Origin of the sequence: Halorubrum distributum JCM 13561 (assembly GCF_000337395.1) — an archaeon.
Taxonomy (GTDB): domain Archaea; phylum Halobacteriota; class Halobacteria; order Halobacteriales; family Haloferacaceae; genus Halorubrum; species Halorubrum distributum.
On the sequence record NZ_AOJF01000057.1, the window covers coordinates 143,532 to 161,607 of the forward strand.

An 18,076-nucleotide genomic window follows, 5' to 3' on the forward strand; every position below is an offset into this window, starting at 1 on the left:
GCCCGACCTCCCGTTCCGACTCCCGAAGCTACAAGCGCGCTCGCCCGTTCTCGACGGCCGTGATACAGATCGGGATCGTCGGCTGCGGCGTCATCGGGAACCGACTCGCGGCCGCCGTCGCGGAGCACGACCGCTACGAACTGGCGGCCGCCTGCGACCTCGACGCGGACCGCGCGGCGTCGCTGGCGGCCGACCACGGTACCGACCGCACTGCGACGACGACCGACCACGCCTCGCTCGTCGAGCGCGACGGCCTCGACGCGGTGTACGTCGGCGTGCCGCCGCTCGCGCACCGCGAGGTGGTCGCCGACGCGCTCGCGGCCGGCAAACACGTCATCTGCGAGAAGCCCATCGCGGCCGACGCGGAGACGGGCCGCGAACTCGTCGCGCTCGCCGAGGAGACCGACCGCGTCACGGCCGTGAACCTCCCGTTCCGCTACACGCCGGGGTTCGTCCGCCTGCGCGAGGCGGTCGCCGCGGGCGATATCGGCGACCCGCGTCGGGTCGAGCTCCGGTTCCGGTTCCCGGAGTGGCCCCGCGAGTGGCAGGACGTGGCGTGGCTGGAGTCGCGCGAGCAGGGCGGCCCGCTGCGCGAGGTCGGGACGCACTTCCTGTTCGGCGTCCAGGAGCTGTTCGGGCCGATCGACTCCGTCTCGGCCGACGTGGGCTACTCCGGACCCGACGCCTACGAGGACGACGTGGCGGGGATATTCCGGGCCGACGGCGTCCGCGGGACGATCGACCTGCTCTGCGACCACGAGGGCGAAGAGGAGAACAGCGTCACGGTCGTCGGCGACGACGCGTCGCTGTCGCTGACGGAGTGGTATCGGCTCGCGCGGAACCGGGGCCGGGAAGACGAGGAGACGCTCGTCGACGAGCGGGGCGACACGGTGCGCGCGCTCCTGACGGAGTTCGCGAGCGCGGTCGACGGCGACGGCGGCGACCTCGTCTCCTTCGCCGAGGCGACGCGCGTTCAGGAGGTGCTCGAAGCGATCCACGCCTCGGACGGGGACCGGGTTCACCTCGGTGCGGGCGACAGGAGATAACCCGACCGCGGAGTCGCGGCCCGGGAACGCCCGGCAGGAGTTATGTGTCTCACGGGTCCATTACCGCGTATGAGCTACCTCGTTGCGACCGACGGGTCGACGGAGAGCGACGAAGCCGTCCGATACGCGGCGCGTCAGGCGGTCGCGTTCTACGAGACGCTCGAGATCGCCCACGTGCTGACGCCGGACTCGGAGCTGGTCGACGGAACGATCGTCCTCCCGGGCGAGGAGGCCGCCGTCGAGGCCGGACAGGGAGTCTTAGAGAGCGCCCGGAGCATCGCCGAGGAGGCGGTCGGCGACGAGTCGATCGACGTCGAGACCCAGCTCCTCACGGGGCGTCCGGCCGACGCGATCACCGAGTACGCGGTCGAGGAGCCCGTCGACGCCATCTACGTCGGCCACCGCGGGCTCTCGGAGGAGCGCGAGCAGGTCGTCGGCAGCGTCGCGAAGAGCGTCGTCGACAAGGCCGACGTGCCCGTGACGGTGATCCGGTAGGTGTCAGCCGAATAAAACGACTGAGCGGCCGCGAAGCGGTCGAATTTTCCGTTTTCGCGCGGCGATCCGGCTGTCACAGGCGCCGGAAAGAACCGCCATTATCGGACGTTCAAAACGGCGTTAGGCCGTAGTACCGCCGATGACAGAAGACGTACTCGTCACGGCGGACTGGGTCGAAGACCACCTGGACCGGTTCCAAGACGACGACTCCGACTACCGGCTCGTCGAGATCAACAACCCGACCGTCACCGACGAGTCGGAGTACACGCCCTACGAGGAGGGTCACATCCCCGGCGCGCTCGACTTCGAGTGGGACGCGGTGTTCACCGACGAGACCGAGCGCGACATCGTCTCGAAGGAGGACTTCGCGGCCCGAAACGGCGAGGGCGGCATCGACGCCGACACGACGGTCGTCGTGTACGGCGGCGGCCGCGTCCCGAACTGGTTCGCGCTGTTCGGCTACTGGATCTACAAGTACTACGGCCACGACGACGTCCGCGTGATCGACGGCGGGAAGGGGTACTGGGTCGCCAACGACTACCCGCTCTCGACCGAGGAGCCCGACTTCACGCCGCGCGACTACGAAGCCCGCGGCCCCTTCGAGAGCGTCCGCGCGTACAAGGACGACATCGACAAGGCGATCGAGGAGGGGATCCCGATGGTCGACGTCCGCTCGCCGGAGGAGTTCTCCGGCGAGGTCATCGCCCCCGAGGGGCTCAACGAGACCGCCCAGCGCGGCGGGCACATCCCCGGCGCGAGCAACGTCCCGATCGGCACCACGCTGAATGAGGACGGCACGTTCAAGAGCGCGGAGGAGCTCCGCGAGCTGTACAGCGAGGCCGGCGTCGACGGCGACGAGTCGACGATCACCTACTGCCGCGTCGGCGAGCGCTCGTCGATCGAGTGGTTCCTCCTGCACGAGCTGCTCGGCTACGACGACGTCCGCAACTACGACGGCTCGTGGACCGAGTGGGGCAACCTCGTCGGCGCGCCGATCGAGACGGGCGAGTAAGCGACCCCCGCGGTCGCCCGTCCCCGCACCGCGCGACCGATCACCGGCGATATGTATCTGGGGAGGCAAGGCGTCGCATGGCGGCGTCTCACGTCCTCGTTCCCCTCGACGGATCGCCACTGGCCGCCGACGCGCTCGACGACGCGCTCGAACTCTTCGACTGTCGAGTGACCGTCCTGAACGTGGTGACGCCGCTCGACGCGCCGATGAGCGAAGGCGGGGTCCTCGGCGCCGGCGAGAGCCGCCGCGAGAGCGCGCGCGAGCGGGCCGACCGCATCGTCGACCGGGCGACCGACCGAGCCGCGGAGCGCGATCGCCGCGTCGAGACGGCGGTGCGGACGGGCGACCCGGCGGAGGCGATCCTACAGTACGTCGACGCCCACGACGTCGACCGCGTCGTCATGGGCGGACACGGCGGTGAGCGCGGCCGCGTCGCGAGACGGCTGCTCGGCACCGTGGCGACGAACGTGGTCGGCGAGGCGCCCGTGACCGTGACGGTCGTGCGCTGAGTCACCCTCTTCACCCGCCGAGCACCGCGGCGAAGGCCGCGTAGAGCCCGTACCCGATCGCGATCGAGGCCACGAGCGTGATCCCCCAAAAGAGGAGCGTGACACCGATCTTGCGCCGCGAGACGCCCGCGGAGCCGCCGGCGAGCCCGCCGCCGATGACCCCGGAGATGATGATGTTGTTAAACGAGATGGGGATCCCGAGCGCGATCGCCACCTGCGCGATGATGAACCCGGGGACCAGCGCGGCGATCGACCGCCGCGCGCCGAGCTGCGCGTACTCGCGCGAGGTCGCCTGGAGCAGCTTCGGCGCGCCCATCCACGCACCGGTGAGGATGCCGGCGGCGCCGAGCGAGAGCAGCACGATGCCGGGCAGCCCGAGCTCGGCGCCGTAGAGGTTCTCGAGCGGGCCGGTCGCCAGCCCGACTTGGCTGCCGCCGCTGGAGAAGGCGACGACGCTCCCGAGGACGAGGAGGAACGTCCGGATACCGCCCTCGGCGGACGCCTGCGTCCGGCGCCGAACGGCGACGAACCACGCCGCGGCCGCGAGCAGCGTGACGAGTACCGTCACGGGATCGATTCCGGCGACCGTCGGCGCGTCGACCCCTCGTGCGATGAACCCCGCGAGAGAGCTCTGGGCCGCGTCCGGCGGCGAGGGGATGACACCCAGCCGGACGTTGGCCACGATACCGCCGACGACGGCCGCGAGCAGCGGGACGCCGACCGTCTCCGGGATGTCGTCGCGCCGGAGGAGGGTGGCGGTGACGTACGCGAGCCCGCCGGAGACGGGCGGCACGAGCGCCCAGAACAGCGCGATGCGGCGGTAGGTGTCGATCGCGGGGTCGCCCCCGAGCGAGAGCCCGACGCCGACCATCGCGCCCGTCGTCGCGAACGCCGCCGGGACCGGATAGCCGGTGGAGACGCCGAAGGCCATGAACCCGGTCGCGGTGAGCAGCCCCGCCGTCGCCGCCAGCGACGTTATCTGGACGCCGTCGATCAGCCCCGCGCCGACCGTCTCCGAGATCGCTCCGCCCTGCGTGAGCGCGCCGAGTGCGGCGAGGATCCCGATGAGGAAGGCGGCCCGCATCGTCGAGATGGCGTTGGCGCCGATCGCCGGGGCGAACGGCGGCGAGTTGCTGTTCGCCCCGAGCGCCCACGCCGTGGCGAGGCTGGTCAGCGTCGCCAACGCGACGAGGGCCCAGAAGCCGACGCCGGCCACGCTCACGCGACCCCCTCGACGAGCGATCGAGCCATGTTACTCCCCCCGACGACGGCGCCGGCTAAATAAGCCTGGGCGGACGGGCGCCGGCCGGGTCGCTTCGAGGCGGTCCTCGCGCGCTTCGAACACGGCTCGACTCGGTCGGCAGCATGCGGTCCCGGGCCGAAATCCAGCCCGCGCCGTCCGGCGTGCGCGGGTCCGTCAGAGGCGACCGCTCCGACCGTTCCGGGACCGTTCCGCCGGTCCCGACGGCAGCGATCCGCCCGTGCCCCGCTAGTCGTCCATCGAGGCGACCGCGGTCCGCTCCGCGCCGATCCGGCGGTCGAGGAAGTCGTCGAGCAGCTCCAGCGACCGGATCTTCTGGTCGATGTCGCCGGAGCCGTGGCCCTCCTCGCCGAGCTCCTCGTACTCGTAGTCGACGCCCTCCTCGAAGCCGGCGTTGTCGAGCGCGTCCCGCAAGATTCTGGCCTGCGAGACGGGGACCCGCGGGTCGTTGACGCCGTGGACGATCAGGAGCGGCGCGTCGACGTTCTCGACGTAGTTCACGGGGCTGCGCTCGCGGTAGATCGCCTCGTTCTCATCGGGCTCGCCGAGGTTCTTCACCATGAGCTCCGTCCGGAAGTGCGGCATGGTGTTCTCGTACATGTCGAACAGGTCGCTGACGCCGACCCACGTGACCCCGGCGGCGTAGAGGTCCGGATACTGGACCATCTGCCAGTTCGCGGAGTAGCCGCCGTAGGAGCCGCCGTAGACGGCGACGCGGTCCTCGTCGAGCCAGTCGTACTCGTCGAGGACGTGTTCGACGCCGGTCGCCACGTCGCCCTGCTCTGCGCCCCCCCAGTCGTCGTACAGCTCGCGGACGAACTCGCGGCCGCGCCCCGTGGAGCCGCGGTAGTTCACCTGAAGCACGGAGTAGCCGCGCGAGAGCAGGAACTGGACGCGGTAGCTGAACCGCCGCATGTCGTGGTGTCGCGGGCCGCCGTGCGGGTTGACGATCAGCGGCGAGGGGCGTCGGCCCGAGTCGAACAGCAGCCCCTCGATCTCGAACTCCTCGTACGGGTCGTGGTCGACCGCGCGCGCCGGCGTCTCGGGGACGCCGTCGGAGGCGAACGAGACCGCCTCCGGCTCGACGAAGTCGTCCGGATCGAACGGGCCGTACTCGGCGTCGAACAGGGTCTCCGTGGCGTCCGCGTCGAGGTCGTATGCGACCAGTTCCAGCCGCTTACTCGACGTGGTGCGGTACGCGAGCAGGCGGTCGTCGCCGAGGCGGCCCTCCGCCACGTTCGCGACGCCGGCCGGGAAGTCGAGCTCGCGGCCCTCGCCGGACTCGACGTCGTAGACTACGGGGACCGTCACCGCGCCGCGCGTCCGCCCGGCGACGAAGCGCTCGCCGCCGTCGAGGAAGTGGCTGGGCGACTCCTCGAACTGGCCGTCGCCGAACCAGGTCACCGTCGCGTCGTCGACGCCGCCGGAGAGGTCGACGACCCCGGCGCGACCGAGATCGGTCGTGTTGTCGCCGACGAGGAGCCGGTCACCGTCGGGGCCCCAGTCTATCGGTACCGACTCCGCGCCCACGTCGCCGATCTCCAGGTTCCGGGCGTTCGACCCGTCGCCGTCGGCGACGTACACGTCGCTGTTCTCGTAGGTGTCGGTCTCGTTCGTCATGTACGCGATCCGGTCGCCCTCGGGAGAGAGCTGGCCGGCCGCGACGGCGCGCTCGTAGTCGGTGACCTTCGTCGTCTCGCCGCCCGGCACGTCGTGGCGGTAGAGGTTCATCTGTCCGTCGCGGCTGGAGCCGAGCAAGAGGGTCTCCCCGTCCTCGCCCACGTCGTGGAGGCGGATCTGCCCGTCCATCTCGACGACGGGCTCGCTCTCGCCGTCGAGCGACATCGCCCACACGTCGTGCTGCTCGTCGCCGCCCTCGTCGCGGTGGTAGAACAGTCGGTCGCCGCTCGGGTCCCACTCGAACCCGGCGCGGACCGACCGGGGAACGTCGCCGTCGCTGAGCTGTTCTAAGGACCCGTCCTCCGGGTCACAGAGATGGAGCTCGTTGCGGCCGGTGACGTCGTAGTAGAGGGCGACGGTCTCTCCGTCCGGGGACACGCGCGGGCTCGCGATCGTCGGCAGCTTCGCGAGTTCGCGCAGTACGTCGGTCTCGCCTGAGTCTGACATCCGGATCATACAGGCGGCGGAAACGTCTTGAACGTTTCCCGGGTATCGGTGGGTGCGCGCGGCGCGGTGGGCGACGAGCGGGTTTCAGTCGGGCGTCGACTCGGACCGGTGGGTGAAGTCGGCGACGGTGATCGCCATTCCGAACACCATGAGTCCGAACGCCGCGGTCGCGGCCGGTACGGAGATCTGTACGAAGGCGCTCGTGGCTCCCCCTGCGACACCGCCGCTCACGGCTCCCAGGACCCGCTGTTTCCGGTCCGGATCGGTGCCAAAGAACGTTCGCCACGTCCCTCGGTGGGCGACGACGAGCGATGTCGTGGCCGCGTAGATGAGGAAGACCGACGGGGCCAGCAAGTGGTCACCGTTACCGAAGCGTGCGACGAGACCGGCAACGGACAGGCCGACGGTCAGGGCGACACCGTAGCGGAGGGCCCGGTTCACGGACGTTTATTGTAGCTTTTTTGTAAATGTATTTTGTTCAGTTACCGACGGCGCCGACGGTTCGCCGACAGACCCTTGCCCGGACGCGACGAAGCCTGAAACGAGATGGGTCCGTCCGCCGACGCTCCCCTTCCGACGGCGCCAGCGGCCGAGGCGGTCCGCTCCCTTTCCCGGACGGGCGACGCCGACACCGGAACCGTCGTCTGGCACCGCTCCGACCTTCGGATCGCGGACAACCCGGCGCTCGCGGCGGCCGCCGACGACTCCGACCGGATCCTCCCGCTGTTCGTCTTCGACCCCGGGTTCCACGACGAGCGCGGCGCGGCCTGCGACGCCCGGATCGCGTTCCTCCACGACTGCCTGCGCGACCTCGACCGCCAGTACCGCGACGTCGACGGCGCGGGACTGACGTACGCGCACGGCGACCCGATCGAGGTCCTCGGTCGGTTCGCCGACGCCGGCTGGGACGTGGTCGCGAGCGCGACCCCGACCGGCCGGTACGGGCGGCGACGCGACGAGCGCGCCCGCGAGCGACTCGGCGTCCGGTTCGTCGCGGGCGACGGACTCGTGCGCGACGCGGACCGCCCCCGCGAGGGGTGGAGCGACCGCGTCGAGTCGTGGCTCGCGGGCGACCCGTTCGATTGGGACCCCCGGTCGGTCGCGGTCGACGGCGTCGAGACCGGGATCTCCCCCGGGCGGATCGCCGACGCGTACGGGACCGAGCCGGCGAAGACGCGCGTCCCGACCGGGGGACGCGGCCCCGCCAAAGAGCGGCTCCGGGCGTTTACGGACCGGATTGCGGAGTATCCCGGATCGATCTCCTCGCCGGTCGACGCTCTGGAGGGGACGAGCGGCTTTTCTCCCTATCTGCGGTTCGGCTGCCTCTCGGTCCGCGAGGTCCACCGACACGTCGACGAGCGGGCGCCCGACGGCCGCGGCAAGTCGATGTTCGTTTCGCGACTGTTCTGGAACCGCCACTACACGCAGAAGCTGCTCGACTGGCCGGGGTGGCTCGACCGCGCCGTCAACCCCGTCTACGAGGGGTTCAACCGCGACCGACACGACCCAGACCTCGTCGCGGCGTGGAAGCGCGGCGAAACGGGGTTCCCGATGGTCGACGCGAGCATGCGCTGCCTGCGCGAGACGGGGTGGCTCAACTTCCGGATGCGGGCGCTGTGCGCCTCGTTTTACTTCCACATCCTCCAGCAGCCCTGGAAGATCGGCGCGGACCACTTCTACGAGCACCTGATCGACGGCGACCCCGCGATCAACTACACCCAGTGGCAGTCGCAGTGCGGGCTGGTCGGCCGTCCCGGTCTGCGATTGTACGATCCGCGAAAGCAGGTGCGCGATCAGGACCCGGACGGCGAGTTCGTCACGCGGTGGGTCCCCGAGCTCGACCCGCTGCCGGCCGCACACCTCGACGCCCCCGAGAAGGCCCCGCTCGCAGTTCAGCGCGAGGTCGGGATCGAGATCGGCGAGGCGTACCCGTACCCCGTCGTCGACTACGAGGCGGCCCGGGAGGAGTTCCGCGAGCGCTACGGAGCGGCGTACCCCGCCGCGGCCGAGAGGCTCGGCGACGACGCGATCGCCCGGCGGGCGTCGCTCTCGGGCGGACTCGACGCAGCCAGTTCCATCGCGGCAGACCACGGGGAATCGGACGCGGACGTCGACGGCGGCCCCGCCCAAACGGACCTCGACGAGTTCTGACGGGCGACCGGCCGCGGTCTCGGACGCGGTCGAGACACTGTGGAAAGGTTCATACGGCCGTGTGCCGTATTGTGCGTTATGAACCAAAACGTCGGTGCGATGGACAAGCGCGTCAGGACCGCCGTCGGCGCCGTCGCCGGTGCCGCCTCGATAGCGACGCTCGCGGGCGCCGCGCCGCTTCCGGCCCTCGCGGCGCCGATACTGGGCGTCGTCGCGATCGCGATGCTCGCGACCGCCGCGACCGGGACCTGCGGCCTGTACGCCCTGATCGGCGTCGACACCTGTCCCGCGGATGCCGGCAGGTCGCGCTGAGAGCAGTCGCGGAGAATCACTAATCGGTCCGGAGAGGGCTCGATAAACTGCTTTTATCGCCGCCTGACAGCAGCCTCAAGTGTTCGGAGTGCGTATTGATAGCATGTTCGACAGCGACCCGAGCAGGCGGCGTCCCGTGGCGGACCTGTTCTCCCGCACGACCGAGGTGAGCAACGCGTGACCGACGACCCGACCGTCCTCGTGATCGGCGGCGGCGCGACGGGGACGGGGATCGCCCGCGACCTCGCCGCCCGCGGGGTCGACGCGACGCTCGTCGACCGCGGCGGGCTCGGGAGCGGAACCTCCGGGCGCTCGCACGGGCTCCTCCACAGCGGCGCCCGGTACGCGGAGGCCGACGCGGAGGGGGCGCGCGAATGCATCGAGGAGAACCGGACGCTCCGGGAGATCGCCGGGGCCTGCGTCCGCGAGACCGGGGGGTTGTTCGTCCGGCTCGCGGACGACGACCCCGACTACTTCGAGGAGAAGCTCGCGGCCTGCGAGGCGATCGGGATCGAGCCCGAACGGCTCGACGTCGACGCCGTCCGCGATGTAGTGCCGGGAATCGCGGACGACGTGGCGGAGGCGTTTCGGGTTCCGGACGGCGTCATCTACCCGTCTCGGCTCGTCGCCGCCAACGCCGCGGACGCCGAGCGCCGCGGGGCGAGCGTCCACCCGCACGCGCCGGTCGAGGACGTGACGGTCACCGGCGGCGCGGTCGACTCGGTCCGGGTCGGCGGCGACGTCGACGACGCGCTGTCGCCCGAGGTCGTCGTCAACGCCACCGGCGCGTGGGCGGACTCGATAGCGGAGATGGCCGGCGTCGAGGTCGGGATGGCCCCGAGCCGCGGCGTGATGGTCTCCGTGGAGTACGACGGGCTCGGCCCGGTGTTGAACCGGTGTCGCGACCCCGACGACGGCGACATCGTCGTCCCCCACGACGGCGAGGTCGTCCTGGGAACGACGAGCGTCCCCGTCTCCAATCCCGACGACTACGAGACGGCCGACTGGGAAGTCGAGCGCTCGGTCGAGGAGTGCGCCGCGATGCTCCCCGCGGTCGCGGACGCGCCGACCGTGCGGACTTGGTGGGGCGTTCGACCCCTCTACGAGCCCGACGAGGCCGGACAGGACCGACGCGGGATCTCCCGCGGGTTCACGCTGCTCGACCACGAGCGCGACGGCGCCGCGGGGCTCTACAGCGTCGTGGGCGGGAAGCTGACCACCTACCGGCAGATGGCCGAGACGACCGTCGACCGCGTCTGCGACCGCCTCGGCGTTGACGCGGCCTGTGAGACCGCGAGCGAACCGCTCGCGCACGCCGACGACCCCGAGCGGCTCGACGAACTGGTCGCCGAGTACGGCGGGGCGAACCCCACGGATTCCGACGTGGTCGGCGCGCCGGCGGACGACTAACTCGGAGAGGCGCCCGAGCTCGCCCGGATCACCCCGCAACGCCGACGCGGGTTCGAGGCTGAACCACGGGGTTGAGGCACCGCCGGCGAGACCGATCGGTATGCCAGTCGCGACCGTCGGCGAGACGGCGACCAACGAGGTACCGGTGACCGAGGAGACGATCGAGGCGTTCGCAGCGCTCTCGGGCGACGAGAACCCGATCCACCTCGACGACGAGTACGCCGCCGAGACGATGTTCGGCGGCCGCGTGGCGCACGGAATCTTATCGGCCGCGGTCGTCTCCGGCGCGCTCGCTCGGCTCTCCGGAGACATCGTCTACCTCTCGCAGGAGATCTCCTTCGAGAAGCCCGTCTATCCGGGCGAGACGGTCGAAGCGAGCGTCAGCGTCATCGACGACCTCGGCGGCGACCGGCTCGCCGTCGAGACGACCGCGACCGTCCCCGAGCGCGACGAGCGCGTCCTCTCGGGCGAGGCGACGGTGCTGTCGGTGCCGCACGGCGACGAGTAACTGACTGGTGGCAGCAGACGCCCGGTCGGCACTGTTTATAAATAAGCGACGAGCCGAGGCGGTGGCGCGTGCCTCCGAGCGTCCGAAAGACGCGAGGAGCACGCGCGAGGGACGCCGCGAGCGACGGGGGCGACCGTAGGGAGCCCCGAGCGAGCGGCGAGGTTGGGGAGGAGTGAGGTGTGGGGTGGGACTCAAAGGGGCAGTCGCGAGGCGGGCGCAGGCGATGTAAGCACCGCAACGAGGGAGCGGTAGCGACCGAGTGAGGAGCGCAGCGAGCGTGCGCCCGCCTCGCGGCTGGGGCTTTGACAGTGTTTGTCGCCGAATCGCTAGCAACCATTTATAAACGAGCGGCCGTTTCGCGAAACCGCGCAAAGAGGTTCGAACCGACGGCCCTACGGGGACGCGGGACACGCCCCGCGCCTCGCTATTTATAAACGGTCAGCCGCGCCACCGGACCACGGTCGCGGACCACGTGTACCCCGTGCCGGCCGCGAGCAGGCAGACGAGGTCGCCCGGCTCCAGCCGACCCGTCTCGACGCCCGCTTCGAGCGCGAGCGCCTGGTCGACGCTCTGAACGTGGCCGAACTCGTCGAGGTAGTAGCCGTCGGTCGCCGGGTCGAGCCCCAGTTCGTCGAGGACGCGCTCGTGGAACGACCGTTTCATATGGGTGAGCGCGACGAAGTCGAGGTCGTCGCGGTCGAACCCCGACCGCTCTAGGGCCGTGTCGGCGACGGAAAGGTAGGCGGGCAGCGACACCGGGCCGAGCCGCTCTTTCATACCCTCGGGGTCGGGGACGTCGAGCGTGTGGAGCCCACCGCGGACGGTCTCCTCGCTCGGCGGGCGCTTCGACCCGCCCGCGGGCATCACCACGTCGTCGGCGAAGGAGCCGTCCGTCTCCGCCGCACTCGCGTGGACCGTGGACCGGGCGCGGCCGTCGAGGGGCGCGGCGTCGTTGCTCGGTTCGTCGCCGGAGCCGCCCGACTCGTCGCCGCCGTCCGCCGTCTCGACCACGAACGCGCTCGCCCCGCTGCCGAAGTTGAACATGAAGGAGCTGTCCTCGTTGCCGTAGTCGACGAGGTCCTCCTCGCGGCTGGCGGCGACGAGCAGCGCGGTGTCGATCGGCTCGGTCTTCAGTTGGGCGGTCACCTGTCGGAGCGCGATCGGTGCGCCCGCACAGAGCGTGTAGCTCTCGGTCGCGTACGCGTTCGTCGCCCCCAGCCGATCGGTGATCGCCGCCGCAGCCGACCAGACGACGTGGTCCTTGTACTCGGAGCCGTGGTAGACGACGACGTCGAGGTCCGTCGGATCCACGGCCGCGTCCGCCAGCGCCTCCTCGGCCGCCTTCACCGACATGTCGGTCGCGTGGTCGCCGTCGGCCGGACAGACGTGCTTCTCGCGGACGCCCATCTTCTCGACGACGACCTCCTCCGGGATCCCGCTCTCGGCCGCGATGGCCTCGCCGGTGATCGTCTCGTCCGGGACGTACGTCCCGATTCCGGTGATCGAGACCGTCATCGGTCGCCTCCGCGTCGGTCGCTGTTCGACTCGTCGTGTCGCGTGGTGTCTATCATGTGTCGTGAGTCCGAATCGCAGGGTGTTCGCCGTTCAGCGTCCCGCCGCGACAGCGCGGCGGGCCCGCGACGCTATCGGAGGTAGCGCCGCAGGTGGTCCGGGAGCCGCTTCCCGACGGTGCCGCCGAGCCGGTCGCGCAGCGTCCCGAGGATGCCGTTCGGGACGAACAGTACGAACAGCACGAAGACGATCCCGAGGTACAGCGGGGCGCGCCCGTCGACCGCGGTGTTGACGAACAGCTCCAGGCTGACCCCGAAGAGGTCCGCTTCGAGGACGCTCGCCGGGAGCCCCTCTCGAAGCAGCGTCGCGATCCCGCCGCTCTCGGTCGAGAGGACGTCCTCTAACCCCTGGTTGAACAGGGTGCCGTAGATCGGTCCCGCGAGGGTGCCGAACCCGCCGATGATCGTCGTGATCAGCGCGTCGGCGGTGACGAGGAAGTAGAACGTGCCGTCGGGTGCGACCGACCGCGAGTAGGCGGCGAAGATGCCCCCCGCGATCGCCCCGAAGAAGCCGCTGATGGCGAACGCGGCCAGCTTGAACCGGTAGGTCGGGTAGCCGACGGCGCGGGCTCGCTCCTCGTTCTCCCGGATCGCGATCATCACGCGCCCGAACGGGGAGTGGACGATCCGCTGCATCGCGAAGTAGCAGCCGACCACGACGATCCCGAGCGCGTAGTACGAGACCACCGTCGCCGACAGGTCGATCCCGAGCCCGATCAGGTTCTCGAAGCTTTCCCCGGTGAGCCGCCCCACGTCGAGACTCAGCGCGTCGACGTAGGGGACGCCGATGGCGAGCGCGTCGCCGCTCACCGTCGTGCCCTCGGTCGGGTTCGTCGAGACGTACCCCCACGAGCGGATCAGCTCGTAGATCACCTGTGCGAACCCGAGCGTGATCATCGCGAAGTAGACGCCCGTGAGCCGGAACGACACCGACCCGATGACGAGCGCGAGCAGGCCGGCCAGCACCGCGCCCAGCAGCAGGGTGATCATGAACGGCGTCCCCCCGGGGATCCCCGGCACCTGCCCGTTCGCGGCGAGGACGACGAAGTACGCGCCCGTGCCGAAGAAGGCCGCGTGGCCGAACGAGAGGTAGCCGGTGTAGCCGCTGACGAAGTCGAAGCTCATTGCGAACAGCCCCATGTACAGCACGACGACCATGAACGTGACCGCGGGGAGGAACGCCTCCGCGAACGGGGCTGCCGGCGTCGCGAGCAGCGCCTCGTAGACGAGCGGATACAGGAGGAACCCGACGATCACGGCCGCGTGAACGACGTGGTCCCGCAGGTACTCGCGGATGCCGCCGGTCGCGGTCGACGGCGGGATCGGATCTCCCTCGTCGACCGGCGCCTCCCCGTCGGCGGGAGCGTCCGTGTCGACCGGCGCCTCCTCGTCGGCGGGAGCGTCCGCGTTTGCGGGAGCGTCCGCGTCGGCGGGACGGTCGGGGTCGCTAATGGCCTCCCACCTCCTCGACGCCGTAGAGCCCCTGCGGGCGGATGATCAGCATCACCACGAGCAGGAGGAAGATGGTCACCTCGGAGAGACCGGGGAAGGCGACGATCCCGGTGGTGAACAGCCACGTCGTCACCGAGTCGGCAATCCCGACGATTCCGGCCGCGACGAGCGTTCCGGTGAAGCTCCCGAGCCCGCCGATGATGACGACGACGAACGCGTACAGCAGCACGTCGATGCTCAGGAGGACGCTCGGCCCCCAGATCGGGTCCCACATCAGCAGGACGCCGCCGACCGCGGCCAGCCCGGTGCCGACGCCGAACACGACGGTGAACGCCTGCCGCACGTCGACGCCGAGCGCCTGGACCATCTCGGTGTCCTCGCTGCCGGCGCGGATGTAGAGCCCGTACAGCGTCTTCGTCAGGAACGCCCACACCGCGACCGCGACGAGCGCGCCGATCGCGACCTCGAAGAGGTACAGCCGCCTGACGCCGATCCCGAACAGCTGGGTCCGGCCCAAGAGCACGTCCGGGGCGGTGGCCATCGGCGCCTGCCACTGCGGGTTCGGCTGGATCCCGCGGAGCGTCAGGACGATCCGCGCGACCTCCTCGATGATGAGCGAGACGCCGAACGTCAACAGGATCTGGTAGGTGGGCGTGCGGTCGTAGATCGGTCGGATAAGCGCCACTTCCATCGCGCTGCCGGCGGCGGTCGTGACCGCGAACACGAGCGCCAGGGCGACGAAGAAGACGAGTATCGTCGCGACCGTCCCGGTGTTCGCGCCGACGACGAGGACGAGCACCAAGCCGCCGAGGTACGCGCCGACCATCGCGACCGCGCCGTGCGCGAAGTTGAGGACGCCCATCAGCCCGAAGACGAGCGTCAGCCCGACGGCGATGGTAAAGTACACCGCGCCCTTGCCGATCCCCTCGGCGAGCACGCGGGCGGCCGTCCGAAGGCCGTCGACCGCGCCGCCCGTCGCGAGCAGCGTGGTCGGATCGACGGCGGAAGCGAGGGCCGCGGCGTCGACGAGCGCCGGGAGCGTTCCGGGGGTCATGCCGTCAGGTACCTCCGGATTCGTTCGTCCTCGCTCGTGACGCCGGCCGTCTCGCCCGCCTCCACGACGACGCCGTGGTCGACGAGGTAGAACCGGTCGGCCAGGTCCATCGCCAGCCGGAAGTTCTGCTCGACGAGGACCATCGTCGTGTCCGCGGAGGCCGCGCGGAGCGCCTCCACGACGTCCTCGACGATCTGCGGCGCGAGCCCCTCGCTCGGCTCGTCGACGAGCAACAGGTCGTTGTCGCCGACCATGCCGCGGGCGATGGCGAGCATCTGCTGTTGGCCGCCGCTCAGGTCGCCCGCCTCCTTGTCCGCGAAGCGGTCCAGCGCCGGGAACAGCTCGTACGCCTCGCCGATCCGCGCGTCCGGGTCGGCCGCCGAGTGCGCGGCGACGCGGAGGTTCTCCTCGACCGTGAGATGCGAGAACACGCGGCGCTCCTCGGGTACCCACCCCATTCCACGGGCCGCGATCTCGTGGGGTTCCATTCCCGTCACGTCCGTCCCGTCGAACCGGACGGTCCCCTCTCGGGGCGGCGTCAGCCCGAGCGCGGTCCGGAGCGTCGTCGTCTTCCCGACGCCGTTGCGCCCGACGAGGGCGACGATCTCGCCCTCCTCGACCGACAGGGAGAGCCCCTGGAGGATGTGGCTCTCACCGTAGTAGGTGTGGACGCCGTCGAGTTCGAGAGTCGTCACCGCGGCTCACCTCCCACGCGCAGGCGGCGGCCGCCGTCGGCCACCGCGTCGCCGTCGCTGTCGGCGCCGGCGTCGCCGTCGGCGGCACCCCCGCCGTCCGCGGATCCCTCGCGGCCGTACCCACCGAGGTACGCCTCCTGAACGGCCTCGTCGCCGCGTACGTCCTCCGGCGGCCCGTCGGCGATCAGTTCGCCGCGGTGGAGGACGGCGATCCGGTCGGAGATGTCCATCACCACCTCCATGTTGTGCTCGATGAGCATCACCGAGTGGTCAGCCGCGACGTCCTCGATCAGCGCGACGACGTCGTCGACGCCCTCGCTCGACACGCCGGCTGTCGGCTCGTCGAGCAGGAGGAGGTCGGGGTCGCCGGCGAGCGCGACGCCGATCTCGAGGCTGCGCTTCTCGCCGTGGCTCAGGTTCTGCGTGACGGTCTCCGCCTCCCCCGCCAGCCCGATCCGCTCGAGGATCCGCGTCGCCTCCGCGTAGTGGTCCTCGAAGTCGGCCACGTTGCGCCACAGCTTCCAGGAGTCGTTCCCGCGGCTCGCCTGCGCGGCCACGCGGACGTTCTCCAGCACCGACAGCGTCGGGAAGAGGTTCGTGATCTGATACGAGCGGTGGATACCAGCCAACGCCGTCTCGTCCGGCGAGGCCGCGGTGATGTCGAGCGCCGAGCCTGTCCCGTCGGCCGCGGCGGAAGCCGCCCCTCCGCCGCCGTCGCCCGTCGGGTCGAACCGGATCCGTCCGTCGGACGGCTCCAGCACGCCCGTGAGCAGGTTGAAGAACGTCGTCTTCCCCGCGCCGTTCGGGCCGATGATCGAGCAGAGCTCGCCGGCCTCCAGCGCGAAGTCGACGCCGTTGACGGCGGTGATGCCGCCGAAGCGCTTCGTGAGCCCCTCGGTCTCCAGCAGCATTACAGCGAGCAGCTCGCGTCCTCTTCGGGGACCATCACGTCCTCGGCGTCGAGCCGTTCGAGGGGCTCGCCGGGCATGATCGGCGCGTCCCAGGTGTCGGCGTACTCGTCGCTGGTCGGCACCGGCCACGCGACCGTCATCTGCGAGGCCGCCTGGTTGTTGTGCTCCTGGAACGTGTACCCGTCCTCGCCCTTCGGCGTCTCCGAGACGGTCATCCCGCGCAGCGCCTCGGCGATGTCCGCACCCGCCGTCGAGCCCGCCTCCGAGACGGCCTGCGAGAGCGCCGACGCCGCGGTGAACGTGCCGGAGCTGAACAGGTCGGGGACGATGCCGTACGCGTCGATGTGCATCTGGCGGAACTCCTCGTTGATCGGGTTCTCGTACTGGTTCCAGTGGTAGCGGCTGGNGTCGGGGACGATGCCGTACGCGTCGATGTGCATCTGGCGGAACTCCTCGTTGATCGGGTTCTCGTACTGGTTCCAGTGGTAGCGGCTGGTAAACGGGCCGAGCCCGGCGTCCTTGATGTCCTGCGCGGTGAAGTCCTCGCCCAGCGCCGACTCGATCGTGCCGCCGATGAGCTGCGTCGTCAGCAGCGCCGCGAAGCCGCCGAACACCTGGACGTCGTAGGAGATGGCCGAGGTGAGGAACTGGGGCAGCGTCGACGCGGTGAAGCCGCCGACGACGCCCGTCGCGCCGTCGGAGACCGCCTGCTCGAAGAGTCCGTCGAACTCGGAGTACCCGACCTCGACGAACCGCGGTTCCAGGACGTCGACCCCGTTGCTCTCTAAGACCTCGGTGTAGTTGCTCGCGACGCTCTGCCCGAACGCGTTGTCGGACGCGAACACGGCGACCGTGTCGATGTCGAAGTTCTCGGCGACGTAGGTCCCGCCCGCCCGCGCGTCCATCGCGGTGTGCTCGCTCGCGCGGAAGGCGAGCGGGTGACAGAACTCGTCGCTCACCGTGATGCCGGCGTCGGCCGCGGGGCCGATCAGGAAGGGCACGTCCGTCTCGTCGACGACGGTGTCGATGAGCCGGCGCGCGCTGTCCGAGGAGGTCCCCCCGAACAGGACGTCGACCTCCTCGTCCAAGACCAGGTCCGTCGCGACGCTCTGGGCCGTGTCCGGGCTGAACTGCGTGTCCTCGACGATGATCTCGTAGGTCGGCCCCCCCTCCGGCTCGACCGTGTACGTCCCCGGCGTGGCCTCCTCGATCGGGTCGAGGTCGTGTTTGTACGCCAGCCCGGAGTAGAACCCGCGGAGGCTGATCTGCCCGTAGTACTGGAGGTCGCCGGAGGTCGGCTGGAGCGCCCCGATCCGGACCGTCTCGCCGGAGAGGTCGCCGCCGTCGGAGCCGTCGCCCCCGGATCCGTCTCCGCCGTCGCTCCCGCCGCTCCCGTCGGAGCCGTCCCCGCCGTCTCCCCCGCCGGAACAGCCGGCCAATCCAGTGAGTCCGGCCGCGCCGACCGCGGCGCCGGTTCCTCGCAGATACGATCGCCGTGTGTGTTCGTCTCGCATACACTATCCGAGGACGACCATCATCATCAATGGCCGAGTTAAGATGTT

At 70.5% G+C, this 18,076-nt stretch carries 17 protein-coding genes; 8 read left to right on the forward strand and 9 right to left on the reverse strand.

Annotation, left to right across the window (positions count from 1 at the left end; all coding sequences use genetic code 11):
- Nucleotides 1-59: 59 nt before the first annotated feature.
- The 4 genes from C470_RS14120 to C470_RS14135 all read left to right on the forward strand — a co-directional run bounded on the left by C470_RS14120 (nt 60) and on the right by C470_RS14135 (nt 3,062).
- Nucleotides 60-1,046, forward strand: coding sequence for a Gfo/Idh/MocA family protein (locus C470_RS14120; protein ID WP_008368079.1), 987 nt, complete (start codon nt 60-62; stop codon nt 1,044-1,046).
- Between the two features lie 69 nt (nt 1,047-1,115).
- On the forward strand, nt 1,116-1,541 hold the full coding sequence (locus C470_RS14125; protein WP_004597972.1) for a universal stress protein: 426 nt from the start codon (nt 1,116-1,118) through the stop codon (nt 1,539-1,541).
- 139 nt (nt 1,542-1,680) lie between these two features.
- On the forward strand, nt 1,681-2,553 hold the full coding sequence (locus tag C470_RS14130; RefSeq protein WP_008368081.1) for a sulfurtransferase: 873 nt from the start codon (nt 1,681-1,683) through the stop codon (nt 2,551-2,553).
- Nucleotides 2,554-2,630: 77 nt separating this feature from the next.
- Entirely contained in the window at nt 2,631-3,062 is a 432-nt protein-coding gene (locus C470_RS14135) for a universal stress protein (RefSeq protein ID WP_007997205.1), read from the forward strand.
- Nucleotides 3,063-3,072: 10 nt separating this feature from the next.
- Here C470_RS14135 and C470_RS14140 read toward each other — a convergent pair whose 3' ends face one another.
- The 3 genes from C470_RS14140 to C470_RS14150 all read right to left on the reverse strand — a co-directional run bounded on the left by C470_RS14140 (nt 3,073) and on the right by C470_RS14150 (nt 6,891).
- Nucleotides 3,073-4,278: an inorganic phosphate transporter gene (locus C470_RS14140; protein WP_008368083.1), complete on the reverse strand. Its 1,206-nt coding sequence runs from the start codon at nt 4,276-4,278 to the stop codon at nt 3,073-3,075.
- Nucleotides 4,279-4,551: 273 nt separating this feature from the next.
- Nucleotides 4,552-6,450, reverse strand: coding sequence for a S9 family peptidase (locus C470_RS14145; protein ID WP_049908791.1), 1,899 nt, complete (start codon nt 6,448-6,450; stop codon nt 4,552-4,554).
- Nucleotides 6,451-6,534: 84 nt separating this feature from the next.
- The gene (locus C470_RS14150) at nt 6,535-6,891 is read right to left on the reverse strand and encodes a hypothetical protein (RefSeq protein ID WP_008368087.1); all 357 of its coding nucleotides are present in this window, start codon (nt 6,889-6,891) and stop codon (nt 6,535-6,537) included.
- A 105-nt stretch (nt 6,892-6,996) separates the two neighbouring features.
- Between C470_RS14150 and C470_RS14155 the strand changes: the two genes are divergently transcribed.
- The 4 genes from C470_RS14155 (at nt 6,997) to C470_RS14170 (ending at nt 10,831) form a co-directional block, all read left to right on the forward strand.
- Nucleotides 6,997-8,601, forward strand: a complete 1,605-nt coding sequence (locus C470_RS14155; protein WP_008368089.1) for a cryptochrome/deoxyribodipyrimidine photo-lyase family protein — start codon at nt 6,997-6,999, stop codon at nt 8,599-8,601.
- Nucleotides 8,602-8,679: 78 nt separating this feature from the next.
- Entirely contained in the window at nt 8,680-8,913 is a 234-nt protein-coding gene (locus C470_RS14160) for a YgaP family membrane protein (RefSeq protein ID WP_007345996.1), read from the forward strand.
- A gap of 177 nt (nt 8,914-9,090) precedes the next feature.
- Nucleotides 9,091-10,323 carry an FAD-dependent oxidoreductase gene (locus C470_RS14165; protein WP_008368092.1) on the forward strand — a complete coding sequence of 411 codons (1,233 nt, stop codon included), beginning with the start codon at nt 9,091-9,093 and terminating at the stop codon, nt 10,321-10,323.
- A gap of 100 nt (nt 10,324-10,423) precedes the next feature.
- On the forward strand, nt 10,424-10,831 hold the full coding sequence (locus C470_RS14170; RefSeq protein ID WP_008368094.1) for a MaoC family dehydratase: 408 nt from the start codon (nt 10,424-10,426) through the stop codon (nt 10,829-10,831).
- A gap of 438 nt (nt 10,832-11,269) precedes the next feature.
- On the opposite strand, the gene C470_RS14175 is transcribed toward C470_RS14170, so the two are convergent.
- From C470_RS14175 to C470_RS14200, 6 genes are all read right to left on the reverse strand, one after another.
- Nucleotides 11,270-12,346 (reverse strand): 3-oxoacyl-[acyl-carrier-protein] synthase III C-terminal domain-containing protein, encoded by a 1,077-nt coding sequence (locus tag C470_RS14175; RefSeq protein WP_008368097.1) that lies wholly within the window; start codon nt 12,344-12,346, stop codon nt 11,270-11,272.
- Nucleotides 12,347-12,474: 128 nt separating this feature from the next.
- The gene (locus C470_RS14180) at nt 12,475-13,659 is read right to left on the reverse strand and encodes a branched-chain amino acid ABC transporter permease (RefSeq protein ID WP_008368099.1); all 1,185 of its coding nucleotides are present in this window, start codon (nt 13,657-13,659) and stop codon (nt 12,475-12,477) included.
- A 190-nt stretch (nt 13,660-13,849) separates the two neighbouring features.
- Nucleotides 13,850-14,908: a branched-chain amino acid ABC transporter permease gene (locus C470_RS14185; RefSeq protein WP_008368100.1), complete on the reverse strand. Its 1,059-nt coding sequence runs from the start codon at nt 14,906-14,908 to the stop codon at nt 13,850-13,852.
- Nucleotides 14,905-15,603, reverse strand: a complete 699-nt coding sequence (locus tag C470_RS14190) for an ABC transporter ATP-binding protein (RefSeq protein ID WP_007997217.1) — start codon at nt 15,601-15,603, stop codon at nt 14,905-14,907. The genes C470_RS14185 and C470_RS14190 overlap by 4 nt, the downstream gene beginning before the upstream one ends.
- A complete protein-coding gene (locus C470_RS14195) occupies nt 15,600-16,514 on the reverse strand; it encodes an ABC transporter ATP-binding protein (protein ID WP_008368103.1) in 915 nt (304 codons plus the stop codon). Before C470_RS14195 ends, C470_RS14190 begins: the two co-directional genes overlap by 4 nt.
- Nucleotides 16,514-18,028: an ABC transporter substrate-binding protein gene (locus tag C470_RS14200; protein WP_049908758.1), complete on the reverse strand. Its 1,515-nt coding sequence runs from the start codon at nt 18,026-18,028 to the stop codon at nt 16,514-16,516. The genes C470_RS14195 and C470_RS14200 overlap by 1 nt, the downstream gene beginning before the upstream one ends.
- Nucleotides 18,029-18,076: the final 48 nt, after the last annotated feature.

Bases quoted from the DNA above. Each gene is read 5' to 3' on its own strand.
- C470_RS14125 (WP_004597972.1), top strand. From the start codon at position 1,116: ATGAGCTACCTCGTTGCGACCGACGGGTCGACGGAGAGCGACGAAGCC.
- C470_RS14130 (WP_008368081.1), top strand. From the start codon at position 1,681: ATGACAGAAGACGTACTCGTCACGGCGGACTGGGTCGAAGACCACCTG.
- C470_RS14135 (WP_007997205.1), top strand. From the start codon at position 2,631: ATGGCGGCGTCTCACGTCCTCGTTCCCCTCGACGGATCGCCACTGGCC.
- C470_RS14145 (WP_049908791.1), bottom strand. From the start codon at position 6,450: ATGTCAGACTCAGGCGAGACCGACGTACTGCGCGAACTCGCGAAGCTG.
- C470_RS14155 (WP_008368089.1), top strand. From the start codon at position 6,997: ATGGGTCCGTCCGCCGACGCTCCCCTTCCGACGGCGCCAGCGGCCGAG.
- C470_RS14160 (WP_007345996.1), top strand. From the start codon at position 8,680: ATGAACCAAAACGTCGGTGCGATGGACAAGCGCGTCAGGACCGCCGTC.
- C470_RS14170 (WP_008368094.1), top strand. From the start codon at position 10,424: ATGCCAGTCGCGACCGTCGGCGAGACGGCGACCAACGAGGTACCGGTG.
- C470_RS14175 (WP_008368097.1), bottom strand. From the start codon at position 12,346: ATGACGGTCTCGATCACCGGAATCGGGACGTACGTCCCGGACGAGACG.
- C470_RS14185 (WP_008368100.1), bottom strand. From the start codon at position 14,908: ATGACCCCCGGAACGCTCCCGGCGCTCGTCGACGCCGCGGCCCTCGCT.
- C470_RS14195 (WP_008368103.1), bottom strand. From the start codon at position 16,514: ATGCTGCTGGAGACCGAGGGGCTCACGAAGCGCTTCGGCGGCATCACC.